This is a genomic window from Cellvibrio sp. (assembly GCF_039207905.1).
Taxonomy (GTDB): Bacteria; Pseudomonadota; Gammaproteobacteria; order Pseudomonadales; family Cellvibrionaceae; genus Cellvibrio.
In genome coordinates this window covers 41063-61748 of sequence record NZ_JBCECX010000012.1, presented here as the reverse complement: position 1 = coordinate 61748, position 20686 = coordinate 41063, and the positions used below count along the sequence as shown (strand labels likewise).

15 protein-coding genes and 1 tRNA gene are annotated in these 20686 nt (G+C 41.8%); 2 read left to right on the top strand and 14 right to left on the bottom strand.

Translation table 11 applies throughout. The features are described 5' to 3' along the window. The first annotated feature begins 20 nt into the window (after positions 1-20). Together AAGC78_RS09230 and AAGC78_RS09225 are read left to right on the top strand one after the other, a co-directional pair. Positions 21-935: an XrtA system polysaccharide deacetylase gene (locus AAGC78_RS09230; RefSeq protein WP_435783778.1), complete on the top strand. Its 915-nt coding sequence runs from the start codon at positions 21-23 to the stop codon at positions 933-935. 91 nt (positions 936-1026) lie between these two features. Continuing rightward, a tRNA-Arg gene (locus AAGC78_RS09225) sits at positions 1027-1103 on the top strand. Between the two features lie 95 nt (positions 1104-1198). On the opposite strand, the gene AAGC78_RS09220 is transcribed toward AAGC78_RS09225, so the two are convergent. The 14 genes from AAGC78_RS09220 to AAGC78_RS09155 all read right to left on the bottom strand — a co-directional run bounded on the left by AAGC78_RS09220 (position 1199) and on the right by AAGC78_RS09155 (position 20678). Beyond that, positions 1199-3745 carry an acyltransferase family protein gene (locus AAGC78_RS09220; protein ID WP_435783777.1) on the bottom strand — a complete coding sequence of 849 codons (2547 nt, stop codon included), beginning with the start codon at positions 3743-3745 and terminating at the stop codon, positions 1199-1201. A 10-nt stretch (positions 3746-3755) separates the two neighbouring features. Beyond that, a complete protein-coding gene (locus AAGC78_RS09215; protein ID WP_435783776.1) occupies positions 3756-7253 on the bottom strand; it encodes a glycosyltransferase in 3498 nt (1165 codons plus the stop codon). Positions 7254-7269: 16 nt separating this feature from the next. Beyond that, on the bottom strand, positions 7270-8172 hold the full coding sequence (cysC, locus tag AAGC78_RS09210; RefSeq protein ID WP_435783775.1) for an adenylyl-sulfate kinase: 903 nt from the start codon (positions 8170-8172) through the stop codon (positions 7270-7272). 19 nt (positions 8173-8191) lie between these two features. Continuing rightward, positions 8192-8737: a dTDP-4-dehydrorhamnose 3,5-epimerase gene (gene rfbC, locus AAGC78_RS09205; RefSeq protein ID WP_435783774.1), complete on the bottom strand. Its 546-nt coding sequence runs from the start codon at positions 8735-8737 to the stop codon at positions 8192-8194. A gap of 20 nt (positions 8738-8757) precedes the next feature. After that, positions 8758-9648 carry a glucose-1-phosphate thymidylyltransferase RfbA gene (gene rfbA / locus AAGC78_RS09200; RefSeq protein ID WP_435783773.1) on the bottom strand — a complete coding sequence of 297 codons (891 nt, stop codon included), beginning with the start codon at positions 9646-9648 and terminating at the stop codon, positions 8758-8760. Continuing rightward, positions 9641-10540, bottom strand: coding sequence for a dTDP-4-dehydrorhamnose reductase (gene rfbD, locus AAGC78_RS09195; protein WP_435783772.1), 900 nt, complete (start codon positions 10538-10540; stop codon positions 9641-9643). Before rfbD ends, rfbA begins: the two co-directional genes overlap by 8 nt. A gap of 2 nt (positions 10541-10542) precedes the next feature. Continuing rightward, complete coding sequence (gene rfbB, locus AAGC78_RS09190) at positions 10543-11598, bottom strand: dTDP-glucose 4,6-dehydratase (RefSeq protein WP_435783771.1); 1056 nt, start codon at positions 11596-11598, stop codon at positions 10543-10545. A 27-nt stretch (positions 11599-11625) separates the two neighbouring features. Then, positions 11626-13284, bottom strand: coding sequence for a sulfotransferase (locus tag AAGC78_RS09185; RefSeq protein WP_435783848.1), 1659 nt, complete (start codon positions 13282-13284; stop codon positions 11626-11628). A gap of 5 nt (positions 13285-13289) precedes the next feature. Beyond that, on the bottom strand, positions 13290-14501 hold the full coding sequence (locus AAGC78_RS09180; protein ID WP_435783770.1) for an ABC transporter ATP-binding protein: 1212 nt from the start codon (positions 14499-14501) through the stop codon (positions 13290-13292). Positions 14502-14588: 87 nt separating this feature from the next. Beyond that, positions 14589-15266 (bottom strand): DsbA family protein, encoded by a 678-nt coding sequence (locus tag AAGC78_RS09175; RefSeq protein WP_435783769.1) that lies wholly within the window; start codon positions 15264-15266, stop codon positions 14589-14591. A 150-nt stretch (positions 15267-15416) separates the two neighbouring features. Next, a complete protein-coding gene (locus AAGC78_RS09170; RefSeq protein WP_435783768.1) occupies positions 15417-17072 on the bottom strand; it encodes a hypothetical protein in 1656 nt (551 codons plus the stop codon). Positions 17073-17369: 297 nt separating this feature from the next. Continuing rightward, entirely contained in the window at positions 17370-19502 is a 2133-nt protein-coding gene (locus AAGC78_RS09165; RefSeq protein ID WP_435783767.1) for a secretin N-terminal domain-containing protein, read from the bottom strand. A 100-nt stretch (positions 19503-19602) separates the two neighbouring features. Continuing rightward, a complete protein-coding gene (locus AAGC78_RS09160) occupies positions 19603-20091 on the bottom strand; it encodes a hypothetical protein (RefSeq protein ID WP_435783766.1) in 489 nt (162 codons plus the stop codon). Next, the gene (locus AAGC78_RS09155) at positions 20088-20678 is read right to left on the bottom strand and encodes a hypothetical protein (RefSeq protein ID WP_435783765.1); all 591 of its coding nucleotides are present in this window, start codon (positions 20676-20678) and stop codon (positions 20088-20090) included. The genes AAGC78_RS09160 and AAGC78_RS09155 overlap by 4 nt, the downstream gene beginning before the upstream one ends. Positions 20679-20686: the final 8 nt, after the last annotated feature.

Sequence of the window (20686 nt, the reverse complement as noted above, 5' to 3'; positions counted from 1 at the left end):
AATTTTTGAGCAGATCACTCATGTCACCGACACACACCTCTAATATCACCCACGCCATGACGGTTGACGTTGAAGATTATTATCACGTTGCCGCATTCGCGAACGTAATTAAACCGGGTGAGTGGGAAAAATGGCCATCACGTGTGGAGGCAAACACCAATCGCCTGCTGCAATTATTTGATGACGCCAACATCAAGATCACTTTTTTCATATTGGGCTGGGTGGCAGAACATTATCCAGAATTGGTAAAAACCATTCGCGCTCAAGGCCACGAGATCGCCTCGCATGGCTATAGCCATCAACTTATTTACAAACAAACACAAGATGTTTTTCGGGTAGAGACCGCCAAATCCAAAACGATATTGGAAGATCTCGCGCAAACACCGATCACCGGCTATCGTGCAGCCAGCTATTCCATTACTCGCAGATCGTTATGGGCGCTGGATATATTGGCTGAACTCGGATTCACTTGGGACTCCAGTATCTTCCCAACACGCCATGACAATTACGGGATTCCAGGAAGCCCCGAAGAGCCCTATCGTATTATCACCAGTAACGGTGCAAGTCTTTTGGAATTTCCCCTAACTACGGCAAAAGTGCTCGGACAATCAGTACCTGCGGCGGGCGGTGGTTACTTCCGACAATATCCCTATGCAATGTCCAAATGGTTATTTGAACGCGCGAGCCTCAACCAAACCAAACCCCAAATTTTCTATCTTCACCCTTGGGAGATAGATCCCGAACAACCCCGAATCCCCAATGCAAGCTGGTTCAGTAATTTCCGCCACTACACCAACTTAAAGCGCTGCTTACCGCGCTTGGAGCGCATGATTGGTGACTTCCAATTTGGCACCATGAGTCAAAGTATAGGATCAATCCAAGTCACCAAAGAATTGAATATTCACGATCTAGCAATAGATTTCAATCATAAATAAGGAAGTTGATTTACCGTAGACGAGAGCAGCTAAGGGAAGTAGAATCGCCGCCCTCAACGCATGAATTGATTCTTTGAAATGTTTCCTTCCAGCACCCGTAGCTCAGCTGGATAGAGTAGCGGCTTCCGAAGCCGTTGGTCACAGGTTCGAATCCTGTCGGGTGCGCCATCCACACTTTCATCGCAAGCTTCAGCAATTCACAAGCAGCTTATTCTCTGCATCATGATTCTGGAAACGTGCCCACCAGAATCATGATAATCAACCTAAAACTCTTTTATGTTAATTAAATTTCCTTGATCATCAAATTGCCATTCCTGATCATAAACAAACTTATCTTTATCGGTATCAGAAATAAATTGTATTAAATCAATTTTATTACCAAGGTTCGCCGGAAAATCTTTTGGAACAACAAAATAATAAGTAGCATTTTCGCCGCCCGAAAATGAACGTATAGCCTGAGGAAAAGCAAACGGATGGAACGGTGAGGAAATCCCTGTCACCAGTACATTCAACGACTTTTGCTTGCTGGCCAATTGGGCCGTTGCTGTATTAAAACCAGCTAACATATTCTTTTGTACCTGCTCCATCGAAAGAACCCATGTATTGCGAGCGCTCTGATACTTCTTGATGCTCGTCAATGGGCTAATTAAGGACAGAATAACTGTAGCCCAAAGAATTTTTTTCGACCCTACATATTCCTGAATCAGTTTTAGAACAAAAAACAATGCAATAAAGCATACATACAAACCGTTGAAAGAATAACCCTCATAATGATGATATGGCAAAAGTGCATTAGGCAACCAAGCGAGTAAGGCAAAAGCCATACACGACAGCAATCCCCACAACCACACTCGGGTTTGATATTGTTTATAAACTTGAAAAATTATGAGCAATAAAACCAGAACCAATATTGGTGTAATTGCTTCGTTTGAATAGCGGGCAAGCTCTTTGAACAAACTAAGTGGGCTTATATCTATGTGATAATCAGAGCCCTGCTCAGCATCAAGATTAACAAATACCGACTTGGTTTTAAAATTTATCAGCGCCGAAATGATACCTGCGATAAAAATAGCTACGCCTGGTGCAAGCGCTTTTTGCCAATCAGACTTCACATAATAAACAAACCAACAAAATGTTAAAAAACCAAATGACAGTATGTAAGTTTCTTTAACTAAAAATGCACAGGCAGAAAAAACCAACAGGGAAGCAGCTCCCCAATATAAATGATTACTAAACAGTTTTAGAAAACTGTAAAAACCTAACAACAACACCAAGTACGAAACTTGCGATCCAATGTCTTGTGAGTAAAAAGTATAGAAGTAAGGCTGGGTAAACAGCAAGAAACAATAGAGCGCAAAAAATAGGATAAACTTCCGATCAAATTCCAAGCGCAGAAAATCTTTCGCTATCAGTGCAGTTAAAGCACAATTCAAAAAAACTACAGCGACAACCCAAGCAACACTTCCTGGATGCCCAAAGTAACCTGTAAATTTATAGACCCACATAAACAAAGGACGAGGCCAGTTAAGCAAATTAGCAAAGCTATACCCATCTCCAGGAGCATACGCAAAAGATGCGGGAATATAAAAGTCAGAGTGATGAAAAGCTAATGGACTGTAATGACCAGGAAAAATAAAATAAAGGGCTAAAAAGTGCATTAACCAAGCTATCGCCATCAAGCCGACAACACGAAATAACACACTTCCAAGAGAAAGTTGGCGAGCTTTCTGCAGTTGATCCATACCATATGCCCTTAAATTAAAAACTGAAAAATTTGAAGCTAAACAATTTTTTGCCACATTCATCGCTGGCTTTTCAATCCAAAACCACGAAGCAAATCCAACTAAAAGCGCAGCTGCAGCCGACATAACCTGATTAAAAAGTACCCCTTGCAGAGGAAACAAATGCGCAACTGATTGTTGGATTACAAAACCGTAAATATAAACACCGTAAGAGGCATCTCCTGGCAGCCTTAATTTTTCCAGAACAACAGGCAATGCACTTAAATAAAGGCAGGCATAAAAGAAACAAATATAAAACAACAATATTTTTAACGGTGAAGACCATAACAATAGCGTTAGAATCAGCAATGCAAATAAACCTTGCCAACTGACTTTAATAGACTCCTTGTGAGTTGCAAACAAAGCCCCCAGAGCAAAACAGCCCGCTAGCTGATTTGCATCTTTGTTATCAGCAAATGACGGAGGCAAAATGTGTGGCGAAAAAAAGGATACTGCGACAATTACTACTAGAAAAACACTCGCAAACCATCGGTGTTTCCAAGCACCTAACGTGTAAAAAGCAACGAGAAACAGATAGCATTCCATTTCGTGAGGAAGGGTCCATAAAGAACCATTTACAACACTGGTTTTTCCTTCTGAAAAAACACCAGGAAGATTCCACTCCAGCTGATAGAGCAATAAATTGTGAAATAAATAATTCCAAGTCTCTGCGCGAAAAAAGTAATCCTTTATACCTAGCTGGGTAAATATCGGCCCAACAACAAAAACAGTCACACCCAGGCACACAAACAAACCAGGAAATATACGCGCCACCCGTTTTATGATAAACGCCCCAGCTTGGGGTCGAGACATAATACTCATAGTAACCAACAAACCACTCAGCATGAAAAAAAACTTCACAGCTAAGGAACCTGAGTAGTCAAAACCAAGCAGACGAGCAACAACATCAGAGCTCACAGCATTGGGAATAAATGCTGGAGCGTGACCATAAATGACTAATAGTGCAGCCAAAAGCCGAAACACATCCAGATTGTTGTTTTTCGGATTCAACAAATGCTGTAGGTACATAAATTCCTGTTTAATGGGCTCGGGAAAATACTGGAGACAAGGTACTTTGCATCGCCGCAAGCGAAAAGTGCTGATTTACGTAGCGGTTACCTGCAAAAGATAATTTCTGCCATTGCTCATCATTATCCATTACAGCTAAAACCTGAGCGGCAAATATTTCTTCATCTGAGGTAACAGGGATAATTTTATCCAGGCCAACCAATCCCTGGGCACCAACCTCAGTGGTAATCAGTGGCACACCGTAAGCCATTGCCTCTACAACCTTATTCTTAACTCCTGCACCAAATCGTAAGGGCACTACAGCCACACGAGCGGAAGCATAATGCTCTGCCAACTGTTCATCGCTTACATATCCAGTCACAATAACCGAGTTCGAGTTAAGGCTTAACACCTGTTCCGTTGGGCGTGAACCAATAAGGTACAACTTGCAATCCGGGTGCTGTAATTTAACTTGAGGGAAAATGTTATTAACAAACCATACTGCCGCATCAGTATTAGGTGGATGACCAAAACCCGCTACGAATAGGATTTTGTTTCCCTGAACAGCTTTCCGATTTTCGTATTGCTCAAGATTTTCGTAAACATAAGGACTAACTGCAGATGCATTCACTTCCGGTGCAATTTTTCTCACCACGTTAGCCTCCTCTTCGGAGGGGTAAAATACAACATCCATCTCTTTCCAAATAGATGTTTCCAAAGCGTAAAAATGATCTATCTCTTTCTTTAAAGATGCACCAGGATTCAATTCATACTCACGTTGCAACCGCTCAAAATGCAGATCATGGCCGTAAAAAACCTTGCGAACTTTTGGAAACGCTTTTAATACATCCACATAATTTGCTGCAACATGTGGGCGATTAAGCAATACATAATCTACATTCCCTTCAGATGCTAATAACCACTCTTTAAATTTTCCACCATACTCAGCCCCATAGATAACCTCTACACCGAGTTGCTGTAATTTCGGAGTGTACTCAGGATCAAACCATAAATTATCCGGCCAAAATTTTACAGTGAAGCCCATTTTCAATAGGCCAGTCATAATTGCTAATGTGGAGCGTGACCCCGCATCGCGGTCGGGTTGTAATACATAGTGATCAACGACAAGAACACATGGTTTATTCCAACTACGATCTTTCGCTTTGAATACATGTTCTCCATTATTAAAATGATGCGCAAGTACATCAGCCCACTTATCAAAAAATTTCTTTTGATTAGTAACTTGATAAGCCTTGATTCCTCCGCCGGTATCGGTGCCATTCGAAACACCTTCATAATGCACGATTACTGAAGCTGGCTGGTAAAATACCTTTTTACCGGTAGCCCTTACCTTAAAAGCAAGATCGGTATCTTCGTAGTATGCAGGAACATAGATCTCATCAAATAATCCCAGCTCGATGAAAAAATTTCTTTCAATCAGCAGGGATGCTCCCGAACAATAATCAGCTTCCTTAACATAATTAAATTCAGGTAATTGCGGATTCTGTAATCGGCCAAAATTCCAGGCAGAGCCATCTTTCCATAAAATTCCACCGGCCTCTTGCAATCGTCCATCCGGGTAAACCAATTTTGAGCCAACCATGCCGCAGTCATCGTGATTGGAAAACACATCCAGTAGTGCATCCAACCAACCCTCGGTCACTTCGGTATCATTATTAAGCAGATAGATATATTGGCCATTTGCCAACGAAACGGAGCGGTTACAAGAGCGCAAGAAACCTAGATTTACCGGGTTAACTTCGTAGCGAAGCCCTTTTACTTGCTGCAAGCGATGTATTTCATGGTCGGGAGAATGATCCTCCATCACAATAACTTCAATTGGCACTTTAGGAATGTGACGCGCAATTGACATTAAACAAGTTAACGTCACCGGGAGATTTCCGTAACTTGGGATAATCACAGATACCAATGGTTTTTCAGCAGAAGGGATAATAAGCGTATCTAAAACTGACTGAATATCGTCACGCGCGACAGTACCCTGTGTAGCTAATGCGGGGGCATCAGGCCTACCACTTCGACGCCACATCTCATAATGTACAACACCTTCAAATAGAGGGCCGGCAATACGATAAACCCCTGCAGCAATTGCATTTTTAAATCGGGGACTAAGAGGCAAGTGCTTATATGCTGCTCGTGCTAAACGCTGTGCTTTTGGTCTAAGCGCCATAGCAAGCACCTGTTTTTCACCACGCAAGATTCGACCAATAACACGCATCGGCATAGTAATCTTCCATGAGTGAGAATTGATGACTTTCGCATATTCAGTATTTCGCTCATTAAGCTGATATTGCAAACTGTTATTCACATTTACCTGAATATCCAAATCCCTGGCTTGATCAGCCATCCTCACATCCAATTCAGCCAATCTATTATTCAATGTCGTAATTTTTTTTTCCGCAATTTCAATTTTTTCCGCTGAAACATTAAGTGAGCTTTCCAAATCTAAAGCCCACCTGGTTCGCTCTTCTACTTGCTGCTCCAGAGATTGGGCCCATTTAGTACGCGCTTCCACTTGCAGCTCTAGCGACATCGCCCAATCAGTACGCTCGATAACTTGCTGCTCAAGCGATCTCGCCCAATTAGTACGCTCGACAACCTGCTTTTTTAAAGTTTTTATATCTTCTTTAGCATACACATATTCAACAACAGACTTCTCAATTTCATCTAGCAATAAAAATTCATTATCTAATTGAAATTTATTATCAAAATATAATAGCGCTAATTGATTGATCACTTTTTCATTATTGGGAATCAGCAGTTGCTGCATCAAAATATGAGCATCAATCACCTCTTTAGGGCAATGCTGATCAGACTTCAAATCAGTAGAAATAAAATTCGTGTGACGCAAATTCTCGTCCAGAAACTCATTCACAAATTCATCAACCAGTTTAGTATTTAAATCCAGATTTAATTGTTTAGCCAAATAATTTACTTGTGTAATTGGAGATAACATCAAGTTATCGTAATCCAACGCAACAACATCCCGCCCTTTAAGCTCATTAGCGATTGTTAAGTTGTAACTTAGCCACAGCAAATATCCCTTTCGCATTGGAGTTTTATTTCGTTTCAACAACGAACTGGCAACACTTGATGGATGGCGGAGACACAAAACATAATCAACTTCGCAGTCCAGAAGAGAGAAAACTTTTATCCAAAATTTTAATAGTTTAGATACGCGAGGATCTTTAAATCCAAATATATGACTGCTGCCCATTTTATCGCGCAGCATTTTCGTCGCTTTCTCTAGATACCCTAAATCAAGCAACTTCTCTACGTCACTTTCAGTTACAAGGGATAAACTAAACCAATGCTGATCAATCACATTCAGCATTTCGATATTTAATTCATTGATTGCTTTATCTTCAAAAAAGCCTTTTGGATTATCGGCACCAGCGGGCAATAGGTCCTCACCCAAATCAACACCAAGACAAGCTAAAGCATTCATAACAGTACTAGTACCGCTACGATGCATGCCAAGCACAACTATTAATTTTTTAGTATTAGTCAAAAAACTTTCCCTAAGTTTAATGTGAAAGGAAATCAAATACTTTTTCAACGCATTCTTCCGCAGAAAAAACACATGTATCTAAAATAAGCTCCGGATATTCAGGTCGCTCGTACGCACTATCAATTCCTGTGAAATTCTTTAAATCTCCGCGTCTAGCTTTTGCGTACAACCCCTTAACATCCCTCTTTTCACATTCCTCGATCGGCGTATCAACAAAAATTTCAACAAATTCGCCGTCTGCAAATAAGAGGCGCGCCATCTGGCGCTCTGATTGATATGGAGAAATAAATGAGGCAATTACTACCAGGCCAGCATCAACCATTAATTTAGCCACCTCAGCTACCCGGCGAATGTTCTCCGCGCGATCAGCCTCAGTAAATCCAAGATCACGATTTAATCCATGGCGCAAATTATCCCCATCAAGCAAATAAGTATGCAAGCCTCGATCGAACAGCTTCCTTTCTAATAAATTCGCTATAGTCGACTTGCCAGAGCCAGACAATCCTGTAAACCAGATGCATTTTGGTATTTGGCTTTTCTGGTTCGCTCGTGCATTTTTATCTATGCTAAGTTGCTGCCAACGAATATTAGTTGCTCGATAAAGAGGGAAATCCAAAAAACCCTCCCCAACAATCTGATGATTTTTTAAATCTAAAACATCATATTTTTCTTTAACACCATCACAAAATTGAATCGGCTTAGCTAAACTAATGTTAACGACACCCACATTGCCATTATCAATTTTTTTAGCTGACAGCTGGCTGCCTGTTTTTTCGTCCTTCAAAAACTTTATAGCTGTTACGTTAAACAATAACCTTTCTTTTCCGTAACACAGCAGATAACTTCGCCCAGCCACCAAAGGTCTCAATGAAGACCAAACAATCTTCATTTGAAATTGATCTGCCATAATTTCACTCATTCATGCGATCCTTGGGAAACTATTCAAAAAGTTCGGCATTAGATAGGCTTGTGCCACTAGCATCTTTTGCAGACAAAATAGGAGACTCGACACAATTCCAATCTATCATCAGATCTGCATCACTCCACAAAATGCATCTCTCAGACGGTTGATCATAATAATCTGTAGTTTTGTAAAGAAACTCCGCAGCCTCACTTAACACTAAAAATCCGTGTGCAAATCCTTCCGGCACCCACAGTTGACGCTTATTTTCAGCACTCAACTCCACGCTCACCCATTGCCCAAAAAAAGGGGAGCTTCTCCGTATATCAACAGCCACATCCAGTACACTACCAGAAACAACACGGACTAATTTTCCCTGAGGCTTTCCAATTTGATAATGCAGACCGCGTAAAACACCTTTAACAGAGCGACTATGATTATCTTGAACAAAATTAACAGGACGCCCAACACTGCTTTCAAATTTCTTATGATTAAAACTCTCGTAGAAAAAGCCTCTATCGTCGCCAAACACTTGCGGTTCAACGATAAATACTTCAGGGATTTTTGTTGGTTGAACATTCATATTTCAGCACTCTAAAAAGATCATGAATTAAACTGGCCATCTTTCAGAAGCCTAAATAAATATTGCCCATACTCGTTTTTCTCAAGTCGTTTTGCCAGCCTCTCTAACTCTTCAGCTGATATAAATCCCGCACGATAGGCGATCTCTTCTGGACAGCTGACTTTTAGCCCCTGACGATGTTCAATAGTTTCTATAAAATTGCTAGCTTCAATAAGACTTTCATGAGTTCCAGTATCTAACCACGCATATCCTCTTCCCATTATCTCAACATTCAACTCACCACGATCAAGATAAATCTTATTAACATCCGTAATTTCAAGCTCACCACGTGCCGAGGGTGAGAGGCTTTTTGCAATATCGATTACTTTATTGTCGTAAAAGTAGAGACCTGTTACAGCAAAGTTGCTTTCAGGAACTGATGGTTTTTCAACAAGTGAGGTTGCCTTACCGTTTTTATCAAATGCCACCACACCGTAGCGTTCTGGATCACGTACCTGATAAGCAAACACGGTAGCGCCTTTAGTTCGAGCAGATGCAGCTGCTAGTTCATTCTCAAAATTATGTCCATAAAAAATATTGTCACCCAACACTAGCGCACAATCACTATCTCCTAGAAACTTCTCTCCAATAATGAATGCTTGAGCAAGACCATCAGGCGAAGGCTGCACTTCGTAGTGCAAATTTAGCCCCCAATCACAGCCATCCCCCAGCAGCGCTTCAAAACGAGGAAGATCCTGCGGCGTTGATATAATAAGAATATCTCTAATCCCAGCAAGCATTAACGTGCTTAGAGGGTAGTAAATCATGGGCTTATCATATACAGGCAAAAGCTGTTTCGAGACAACTTTAGTGACTGGATAGAGCCTAGTGCCCGAACCACCCGCAAGAATGATACCTTTTCGGTTATGCATTAAATTGCTCCAATATCTCTGACACTGCTCTTTCAACGCCAATTTTCCAATCTGGCAAATTAAGCAATAACTGTTCTTCTATTTTTTTGCAGTTCAATCTCGAATTTAATGGACGCATTGCGGGTGTAATAAATTGCTCAGAATTTATAGGAAACACTCTATCTGAACTAATTTTTATGCTGCACCCATTTGCCTTCATAAGCTCGAATATGAAATTTGCATATTCATACCACGTGGTTACACCACTTGCCGTCAAATGATATATGCCATTTGACAATATTTGCGGTCGACTAATAGCTAGCGCAGTAACATCTGCAATTAGCTCAGCGCCTGTGGGAGCACCAAATTGATCGGCGACAATGCTTAACTCTTCTCTTTCTCTTGCCAGACGCATCATTGTTTTGACAAAGTTGCTTCCTCTTGATGCATAAACCCAACTTGTACGAAAGATTAGATGCTTGCAACCAGAGGCAATCACTGCAGATTCCCCTAATAATTTTGTCTTTCCATAAATATTCAAGGGCTCGACAGGGTCACTCTCTTTCCAAGGTGTCACTCCCTTTCCGTTGAACACATAATCTGTTGAATAGTGCACCAACATTGCATCCATTTTTTTTGCAGATGAAGCAATTACTTGCAGAGCTTTGTGATTAACAAGATCTGCCATTGAAGAATCTGACTCAGCTTTATCTACAGCAGTATATGCAGCTGCATTCACAATAATATCCGGCTGTATTTCTAGAATACTTTTTTCTAATCCAGCTAAATTTTTTAAGTCACCACAAAAAACTTCCGAATGCCGATCAAGTGCAATTACCTCTCCTAATGAAGACAGACTGCGATGTAACTCCCAACCGACTTGACCATTCTTTCCTAATAAAAGTATTTTCATCGCTATCGTTCCGCATAATTTTTACTTATCCACGTACGATACGCTCCAGATTGAACGTTCTCGACCCAAACTTGATTATCTAAATACCATTGAACAGTTTTTCTAATTCCGGTTTCAAATGTTTCTGCAGGACGCCAGTCTAATTGACACTCAATTTTGTTGGCATCAACCGCATAGCGCCTATCATGTCCAGGACGATCAGCCACATACTGAATTTGCTTTGCATAAGGTTTTCCATCAGCACGCGGTCGCAATTCATCTAGTAATTCACAGATAGTATTTACAATCTCAATATTTGGTTTTTCATTCCATCCACCAATATTGTAAGTCTCTCCAACCTTACCGCCAGCAAGCACGCATCTTATTGCGGCGCAGTGATCCTTAACATATAGCCAATCACGGATTTGTTGCCCATCACCGTATACAGGGAGGCCCTTCCCAGACAACGCATTAATAATCATGAGAGGGATAAGTTTTTCCGGGAAATGGAATGGACCATAGTTATTTGAACAATTTGTCGTTAATACTGGCAAACCATAAGTGTGATGATATGCTCTTACAAAGTGATCACTGGCCGCTTTGCTAGCAGAATAAGGACTATTTGGCTCGTATTTATGCCCCTCTGTAAATGCGGGCTCCGTGCGTTCCAAGGATCCATAAACCTCATCGGTTGACACATGCAAAAATCGAAATTCATTACTATTAGGTAAATTGGTCCAATACTTTTTTACCGATTCGAGTAAATTAAATGTGCCTATTACGTTTGTTTGCAAAAAAGCATGAGGCTCAAGAATTGATCTATCAACGTGGCTTTCAGCAGCAAAATTTATCACTGCTCGAGGCTTATATTTATCCAATATGTTTTCGACTAATTGGCTATCGCCAATATCACCTTTTATAAAAATATGCCGCGTGTCGGATTCCAACTCTTTCAGTGTATTAAGATTTCCAGCATAAGTTAACTTATCAAGATTGATAACGGGCTCATCATTTAGCCTTAACCAATCCAAAATAAAGTTTGCACCAATAAACCCTGCGCCACCTGTAACCAGAATCATTTCTTATCCTATTAAATATATAAAATTTTAAATCGTGTATTTTAATTCCGCCAATTCAGGCGCACATAGGTCATTCAACAGCTCACGCTCCAAGCTGTCGTGCTGATCACTTCTATTCTTTGCATTGGAGGAAATCGAATCCGAATATTGTTCATAGTTCAAGCATGCATTGATTGCATTTAGATGCTTACGCGGATCTTTCATTAGGTCTTCATATCGCCAAACAAGTAGATGTTTTTCATAGTGAAGTATGGTTCTAGCTAAAAGCCGCCAAAGCAGAACACGCCTCAACGATGCTTCTATCTGGCTATCAATTTCTAACAAGGCTTGTCTTTGCCAAGTTGCCCAAGCAGGAAAGTCCGGATTGGCAACTGGTAAATTTGACACACGAGCTTCGGCAAGATGCCCAAAAGTTTTACGCCATGACGCTAGCGTATCAAGTGGATTTCTGACCATTGCAATAATTGGCCATTGTAATTTAACGAGGTATTCCAAGGACGCAATATAGGCCAAGGTGTTTTTAGAACCAAGCCAGAAATCTTCACGCTGAATATTGGGATGATAAAGCTCTCGTTTGTCGAGTATGGCGGTATCCTCAATTACTTTGCCATCTTTTAATTTGTTTGTAACTTGTTTTCCAGATAACACTCGTTCCCTGCACTCTGCATAGTACTGGGCAATCCCAGAAGCATCTGTTCTAGATTGTAACTGGTTAAATATTTCTCCAGGCTCATTTATTACCAACCAATCCATTTGCGAATCGAGCAAGCTTGTTATATAGCTTGTTCCGCTCCGAGGAATTCCAGTTATTATAAAATTTCTTTTGGATTCCATGTAATGCGCCCGCCTTTTCTTATTCTCCAGCAGGGGCATCCACTCGGCATGCCTTTTAACTAAACTTTTTATTGCAGGGTAATCTTCAACTGCCATATCAAATATGACACGCAACCTCGGTTCACGCAGGATGATATTTGGGCCATGATAATGGCACATTGCTAACTCTTGATCGCCTAGAGACTTCAAATGGGCCGGATAATTATAAAATTCTGATACAGCCCTCCACGAACCGAGTTTTTGCATAGCAATTGGAAGAGAAATTTGATCTAGCCAAGGATATTTATTTTCAATTTCTGCAGATTTATCGTGCAACTGAAGCGCATAATCACTCCAATAAGATGCCAACTGAGTGGGATTTTTCGACGCAATGAATCCAGCATTAAAGTATGGAAAAGAAAGCGTTTGACTTACAGTCAATCTAACCCTTCTTGTTGGCAACTCCATTGAGGTTAATGCATACACTTTTTCCCATTGCTGTTCCCCACCCCAAGTAGAAAGATCTGCGGGTTTAGCCGCATTTAAATTTTCCTGTAATACATTTTCGATTCGCCAATGAGAGAGCGAAAGCATGTCAGAATCACAGAAGCAACCATGCTCATTTGGTGGCAACAATTTAATCGCTGATATTTTGTTACCTATCGGATAGGTATCTCCAAAAATTGGATTAAAATATTTTAATTCAACATTAAGCGCTTTTAGGAGCGACATAGTTTCTTCTGCAATAAACCCCCAGTCTTTATAATTTGGAACTGCAGCAATTAAACAGACATCACTTCCGTGAGTTTTACGCAAAGACCAAGCAAGCAAAATCGATTTTAGCTCCAACTCTCCTTTCTGGCAGACAAACACAATATTCAAGAAATAACCTCACAGCTTCCGTTTAAATCAATAACGGCATCAAAACGTTTAGACTCTACAACAACAGTAAAATCCACGACTCCAACCTGTTTATCTACAAGATTTACGTGATCAACATTATCAACATTGTCTAAACGCAAAGTGATTGCATAATCACCAGCCTGAAGATTTACGTCAAATGCATAACGAACCAATACATTACCGTCAGCATCTGCTATTAATTTTTTATTCGCATAGTAATTATTAAAGCCAAATAAATTGTAGCCACGCCCATCACGAACTGTCATTTGAATTCTTGGATGTATTAAATCTGTACTAATTTTTGCATGGACCTCAAGCACCATTCTGTCTCCCTGCCGGACAACAACAGATTTTCCTGCTGCCCCCTGAACGATTAATGATGCTGATGTAATTGAGCCCAGCTGGCTAGAAAAGCCTAGCGCGGAGCTTGAAATCGAGCGTGTAATTTGATGGGAGGCGGAGTTACTTTCTTTTGTTTCGGCGAGATATATTTCGGTTCCCTCTTCTGGAGATCCATCGTACACCAGCTTTCCGTGCTTGATGTATAAAACGCGGTTGCAATAACGTTTTATTAATTGTACATCGTGGGTCACTAACAAAACTGTTGTGCCCTGTTTCATTAAGCGCTCCATACGCTCTAAACATTTAGCCTGAAACCCCGCATCACCTACCGACAGAGCTTCGTCCACCACTAAAATATCTGCGTCTACAAAACTACTTATCGCAAATGCAAGACGTACAGCCATGCCGCTAGAATAAGTTTTAACTGGCTGGTAAAGAAAATCGCCAATTCCTGCAAATTCGACAATATCATTATAGCGTGCTTCAATCTCCGCTTTAGTCAACCCAAGAAGCGCAGCATTCATAAATAAGTTGTCATGTCCAGTAAACTCAGGGTTGAATCCAGCTCCAAGCTCAAGCAGCGCAGCAATCCGCCCTTTCGTATAAATATTTCCACATGTTGGCTGAAGAATGCCGCAAATTAATTGAAGTAAAGTTGACTTACCTGAACCATTTGCACCAACAATACCAACTATCTCTCCCTGCTCTACCGTAAAGCTCATTTCTTTTATCGGCCAAAACTCTTTATAGAATTTTTTTCGACCGCGAAAAATTGACTGCTTGAGCCTATCCGTTGGATCTTCGTAGATTTTGTAGACTTTGCTTAATTTGTTTACTTCAATCATTAAATAAATACTTTAGCTGCGTCATTTTTCAATTGAACCCACCAGAACAGATGACAACTTTTTGCCATCCGTTCTATAGAAGATCACTCAAGCTGCTTTCTTAAGGAGAGCTGGAGCGGTAGATGGTTTTTTTGCAACCAAGTAAGAGAGAAGGTCAAATAACTCCTCTACACTTTTTAATGACTCAACATCTACTCGATACACACCATTAATAATGAACGTAGGTGTTTTGGATATTTGTGCCTGCTTAGTTAGAGCAGCTGATTGCTTTAATTTTTGGCTAACCAAATCGCTTTTCCAAGTTGCCCAAAATTTTTCTTTATCAATTTTATGACGGTCTAAAAAGCTATTAACTCTCGCTTCTCCCTGCAGGTTAACTTCTTTTGTCTGAAAGATTACATAGCCGAGCTCATACATAGTGTCCATTACACCAAGTTGGTCAAATGTATGAAGCATTCTTGCTTCATCTAACATAGTAGTATCTGAGTGAGCGGGCACTACAGTAACCCCTATCCCTGTGGTGTAGCTCCAGTTGGCAACCTCTGGAACAAGCTGATAACACGACTTGCAGCCAAAATACATAAATTCCACTACTGGCCCCATTGATGCCGGTAACGGATTCTCCAGTTTTTTATAATGCTTGCCTTCAATAAAATTTTTGTTCACTGCCACCTTTTCGGTCGGCTTTGAGTTCTGTGTAGCATCTGCAGCAACACATGAAAAACTACACACCATCACAAACATCATCAAAATGTGCCGTAACATTTTCTATCGCCTTTTAATAAACAATGCATTAATGCCAAATTTAGCTAGTTCGCCATTATCAAACGTATTAAAAAAAAGGGCTCCCGAAGGAGCCCTTTTATACAAAACACTGTGCCTTTCGGCACAGGTAAGTAACTTCCATCACCAAAATTAGTTAGTGGTGTTAGAAGTACCGTTGTTTTGTTGACCCAGACGAGATTCATCACCTGAGTAAGTGGTGCTGGTCATGTTGGTCAATACGCCTGATGGAGTACGTACCAAGCCCATGCCTTCACAAGCAGGGAATGCACCTTGGATCACGATACGGTGACGACCAGAGGTAACAGCGCCGTATGCTGGCAACTTAGAACCAAGGAATACACCAGTGGTTTGGTCAGCAGCGGTGTGCAGAACTGCGGTAGCGTGAGCTGCCAAGTTCTCAACAACAACAGTGTTGGTGTCGATAGTAGTAGCACCACCAGTTTCTGGCCATACGCTTACACGAACAGCACCTGGTTTTTCAGATACGTTGGTGATACGCAGGAATGCATCATCAGCTGCGTTTACGTTAGGCAGGTTGAACAGAGTGATCTGGCAACCGTTACGCAGTACTGGACCGTAGTTCAGAGTATCTTCAGAGTTAGTATAACGTGGGTTGAAGTACTCAACATTCAGAGCAGCAGAGAAAGTTGACTCTGGAACTACGATATCGCCAGAAGCGATAGCACATACACGGTAACCAGCTTCCAACTCAGCAGTAGTTTCACCGCTCAGGTCGATTTCTGCACCGGTAGCACCAGTTGCTGGGTTCACGTCGAAGTCAGCACCAGTAACAGTAGCATCACACACTGAAGCTGCACCTGGACGCAGGTATACAGTGCTATATGCATCAAGTACTTGAGTTGAGTTGATAGTTACGAAGATTTCGTCCGAACCGTTGAAGTCGAAGTCATCGCCGTTTTCTTTCTTAGCCAAACCACCACCCCAAGCAGCATCAACTGAAGTGCGGTTTACAAAAATGTTACCCAAGTTAACGAAAGAAACGTTGTTGGTTTCGTCGAAGTCTTGTGCAGCACCAGTACCAGTGTTGCTTAACAGATTACCGGTGAAGCTTTTCTCAACATCAGCAACGTCGATACGAGCACGAAGACCTACAACACCATCGTCGTAGTCGGTAACTTGAGTAGTTGTCAACTCAACACCGTCTTGTGAACGGAATACGATCAAAGCAGGAGCGGTATCAGTAGCAGCAGTAGTTACGTTACGGAATTCAGCACCAAGGCTAACAGTTGGGTTTGCAACACCACGAGCCAGAGCAGAAGTCAAACGCTTAACGCGGAACTGAGAAACAACAGCTTCATCGAACTGGTGGTTAGCAGCTGCAGTAATTTTGAAGGTAACAGTGTTATCACCGATAGCACCACCTTGGTCAACAGTGATTGAAGTTACATCAGCGTTCAATGCAGTATTGCCTGCACCTACACCACCAACTTGAATAACACCAGTGGTAGTTTCAAAGCTTAACACAACGCCAGCATCTTCCCACTTGTCCAAAGAAGACAGATCTTCACCGAAAACTGCACCTTTGTTCAGGGTCAGCTTAACGGTATAAACTTGGCCAGCAAGGATTGCACCTGGAGTAGCAGCAACTTCAAAAGTAGTAGAAGGAACAGCTACCAGAGTCTCTTCAGAACCAGTACCGAACACTTCGTTAGCAAGAACTACTTCAGTAGCGCCTGCAGTGTGATCCAATACCGCTGCAAATGCGCCAGCAGACATGGTTGCAATGGTCAGAGCCAAAGCGGTTTTTTGAAAAATATTTTTCATGGCTACGTACTTCCTTCATTTTGACTTACGTAAGGTTTATTAAATTATCAACTAAAGCCAGTCTACGACGGTACTTTACATCAATAACGAGGGTCAGGCGAAGCGCTCCGCCTGCCGTCCGTGAGGGATTCTAAGAGACATGATCCAGACATTGCAAGCGTTAAGGTTCATTATTTGTAAATATTCCCATTATATTAAGTCTTGATAAGACCAGCTCAACATTAAACAAAGACCAATGGTTACTACAACCAACAGTCTCGGATCTAACACTCTAGCAATTAATTCACTATATTCAACTTACTGAGGTATATGCAGCTGCTCGCGGAACGATTTGGTAAGCGCTTCAGCTTGCTCTGGCTCTCTCACAAGATAAGGCACCACTAACATCATTAATTCGGTGGTACCTGCACTCGTACTATCAGTTCTAAAAAGATGCCCTAATACAGGTAAAGAACCCAGTACCGGAATGCGAGAGTTACCTTTTGTTTGCTCTTTGGTAATAAGACCGCCTAGCAATACGGAACCGCCATCACGCAGACTTAAACTGGTATTGATGCTACGACTGGAAACAATAGGGGTTAAATTCACTTTTGACTGATCGACCGATGCACCACTCACTTCCTGTTGTATATCAAGATCAATACGGCCATCGGAATATACTGTTGGAATCACAGTTAAACTAATACCCGTGTCCCTATATTCAACACTTTGTCTTGTTCCGGTATCACCATCCACCTGCTCATCAGTCACAGTCTGAGAAACTAATAAGGGGATTTGCTGGCCAACAGATACACTGGCAGACTGACCACTGCGTACCAATATTTTAGGAGTTTGTAATATTGATACATTGTTATTACTGGCAAAAGCATTTAATGCGAGCCGAGTCATACCGGAGTTACTCAATGAAGACCAAACCAGACCGGTACCACCTACACCACTTCCCGGTACACCATCCTCACCGAATACACTTTTTAATTCCCCCTTTGCACCACCAGCAGAAACTTCTTTTAACGCCCATTCCATGCCAAATTTAAATTCGTCAGTTAGGGTTATTTCCGCCACAATCACTTCCACCAAAACTTGTGTTGGCGCCTGATCGAGCTCCCGGATGAGCGGAAGCATTTCTTGCCAACGATCAGCTTCGCCACGAAATAGCAGCATATTTCTTGCCTGATCTACCACAAAGGCACCACTTACTACTGCTCCACCCTGACCGCCAACTGCACGAGTGCTAGCACCACCTGGAGTACGCGTTTGAGATTGGGACTGGCGAGAAGTTGCAGTTGCGTCATTGTTAGGTAAAGTTGAATTACTTGATCCGCCATTCATAGCAGCATTTAATGTGGAGGCCAGTTCAGCCGCACTGGTGTTTCTGACCTTGTACCAGTAAAAGCCGTCTTTGTGGTTAGAGCGAATGGCAACTTTATCCAACTGTTCTGCCCATTGACGCACCAATGACAAACTGCTCGAATCAGGTGCGAACGCAAACAAGGCATTAAGCTCCTTAATCGGAACCAACGTAATGTTATTAGTAACACCACCAACGTCATAACCTTGAGCTGACATAGTGGCTTGCATACTTCTGGAAAGAGTATCTGCATCCGTATATAAAGGATCAACACGCAAAGAATACCGCCCTTTCATGTTAGGTCGATCCAGCATTGTCAGTACGTCAGCTGCACTTTGTACCAAGTCGGGAGAGCCATTTAACGTCACCGCGTTTCTGCGCCCATCCTGATTTATCTTTAAAGATTGCCCTTGAAAAACAGTTTGCAGCATATTAGCTGCATCGTTTGCACTAACAACATTAAGTGTTCTCACCAGAAATATTGGCCTATGAGTTGCTGGAACACTTGGTAATGCATTGCCGGTAACAATCAGCGGTGGCTCAAAAGGACTATTCTTTCCACCTCCGAGTACAAATTTTAATAAATCGCCTTGCTGAATAATCAATACGCCATAACTCGCTAATACCTGACGCCCCAATTCAAAAATTTCCTGACGATTACGAGGGTCAGTAACCCGCAGGGTAACCAGATCTTCTTTGTTAGCCACATCAGGAGCCATCTGAAAATCCAGTTTTAGCTCGTTTGCAAAGACCTCATTAATAAAAGAGGGAAGCGGTAAAGCATCAATCGATAAGCTGATTTCAGGACTTTCATCTGCAGGGAATAGCGCAACATTCTCCATCGCCTTCACATTAGCATTACCAGGATTTGCCACAGGTCCACTCGTGAAACGATTCTCCTTTTCGTCTCGTCTTTGGGTGACCTCATCATCTTGTGCACTTTTTTGTTTCGCGGGTGGTACCACCAAAGGTTTTGGTGGGGCCATTTCACTATCGGGGATCAAGGTACATGAGGTGATAGATGATAATACCAATACCAACAAACTGGTGCTGACCACGGAGTAGACGGACTTGCGGATCATTTAAAGAAGCTCCAGATGCAAATGCATCTTTCAATTAAAATTTACAATAATTTAACGAATTAACAGACCTATCACTTTTACTGAATGAGTCATCTTAGCGTTAGTTGGTGGCCTTATCCGCCTCAAGCGCAGAAAAGAGCTTGAGCCTCTCCTGAACCCCTTCATTATCTTGCTTTTGCAGAATTAACCAATCACTACCTGCATCGATCAAAATCCAGTCAGATCCTTTTAAAGCTTCACCTTTACTAATTCGGTGGACTTTCTTTCCGTCGCTAAATAGAACCTGTATTTGTTGATTACGGTGAATGATCGCTTTAACTTTTGCCCTGAGCTTTTTAGCTTCCGCCTGCTCAACATCCTTAATTGACTGCCCCGATGCACCAAGACTGATATCTCCCTGCCCCCAAAACCCGTTCTGCATTAATGATTGCAGGTCTGGCGCGGACTGATCACCTGCAGGTTTCAGAGCCCAAGCCTGGTGGCTGGTTTTTTGCTCCAACTGCTCGTTACTTACAGGAAGTGCAGCCCAAGCAATATTGACGAGCAGCAAAACCACAAGATACGCATATAAATAGTGCTTAGGCATCATTTACTCTCGGACGGGGTATTGATGTTGAACCAAGCTGTTAAGTTCAGTCGATAAAATAAATTTTGCGGATTGACCACATTTAACTGTTCAAGATCCACAACGACAGGTGGGGTTGAGCTACCTAAAGCCTGAAGAAAAACCTGCCATGACCCTGCCTTGTACACTCCTTGAATATCGACATGAACCGGGCGGTACTGCAAGCCTCGAGGAGGCACACCAACTTCGACTGTAATTCTGGTGATAGATAAACCAACCACTTCCGCTTGTTTTTGCAGCCAATCGCGTAACTTGGCCTCAGCCTCACCTTCTGAGGTCGCCTCCCATAATTTTGTTTTTACATTCTGGCGATATTCATCCGCTTCTTTTGCGCGAGCAACCCAAGCATCATCATTTGCTACAGCTAGCGTATCCTGATAACGCGAAGCTGCAGATACCACTTCCTCCTTTTTAGCTACTCGCCAATGATCTAATTGAACATGAGCCCATAATATAAAAAGAATAAACGCCGCAACCGATATTACTTGCAAGCGCTTATTAGCTTGCCATTCGGTCTGGATCTGAATCCAACGCAACTTTATTGATGTCATCGCTGGCC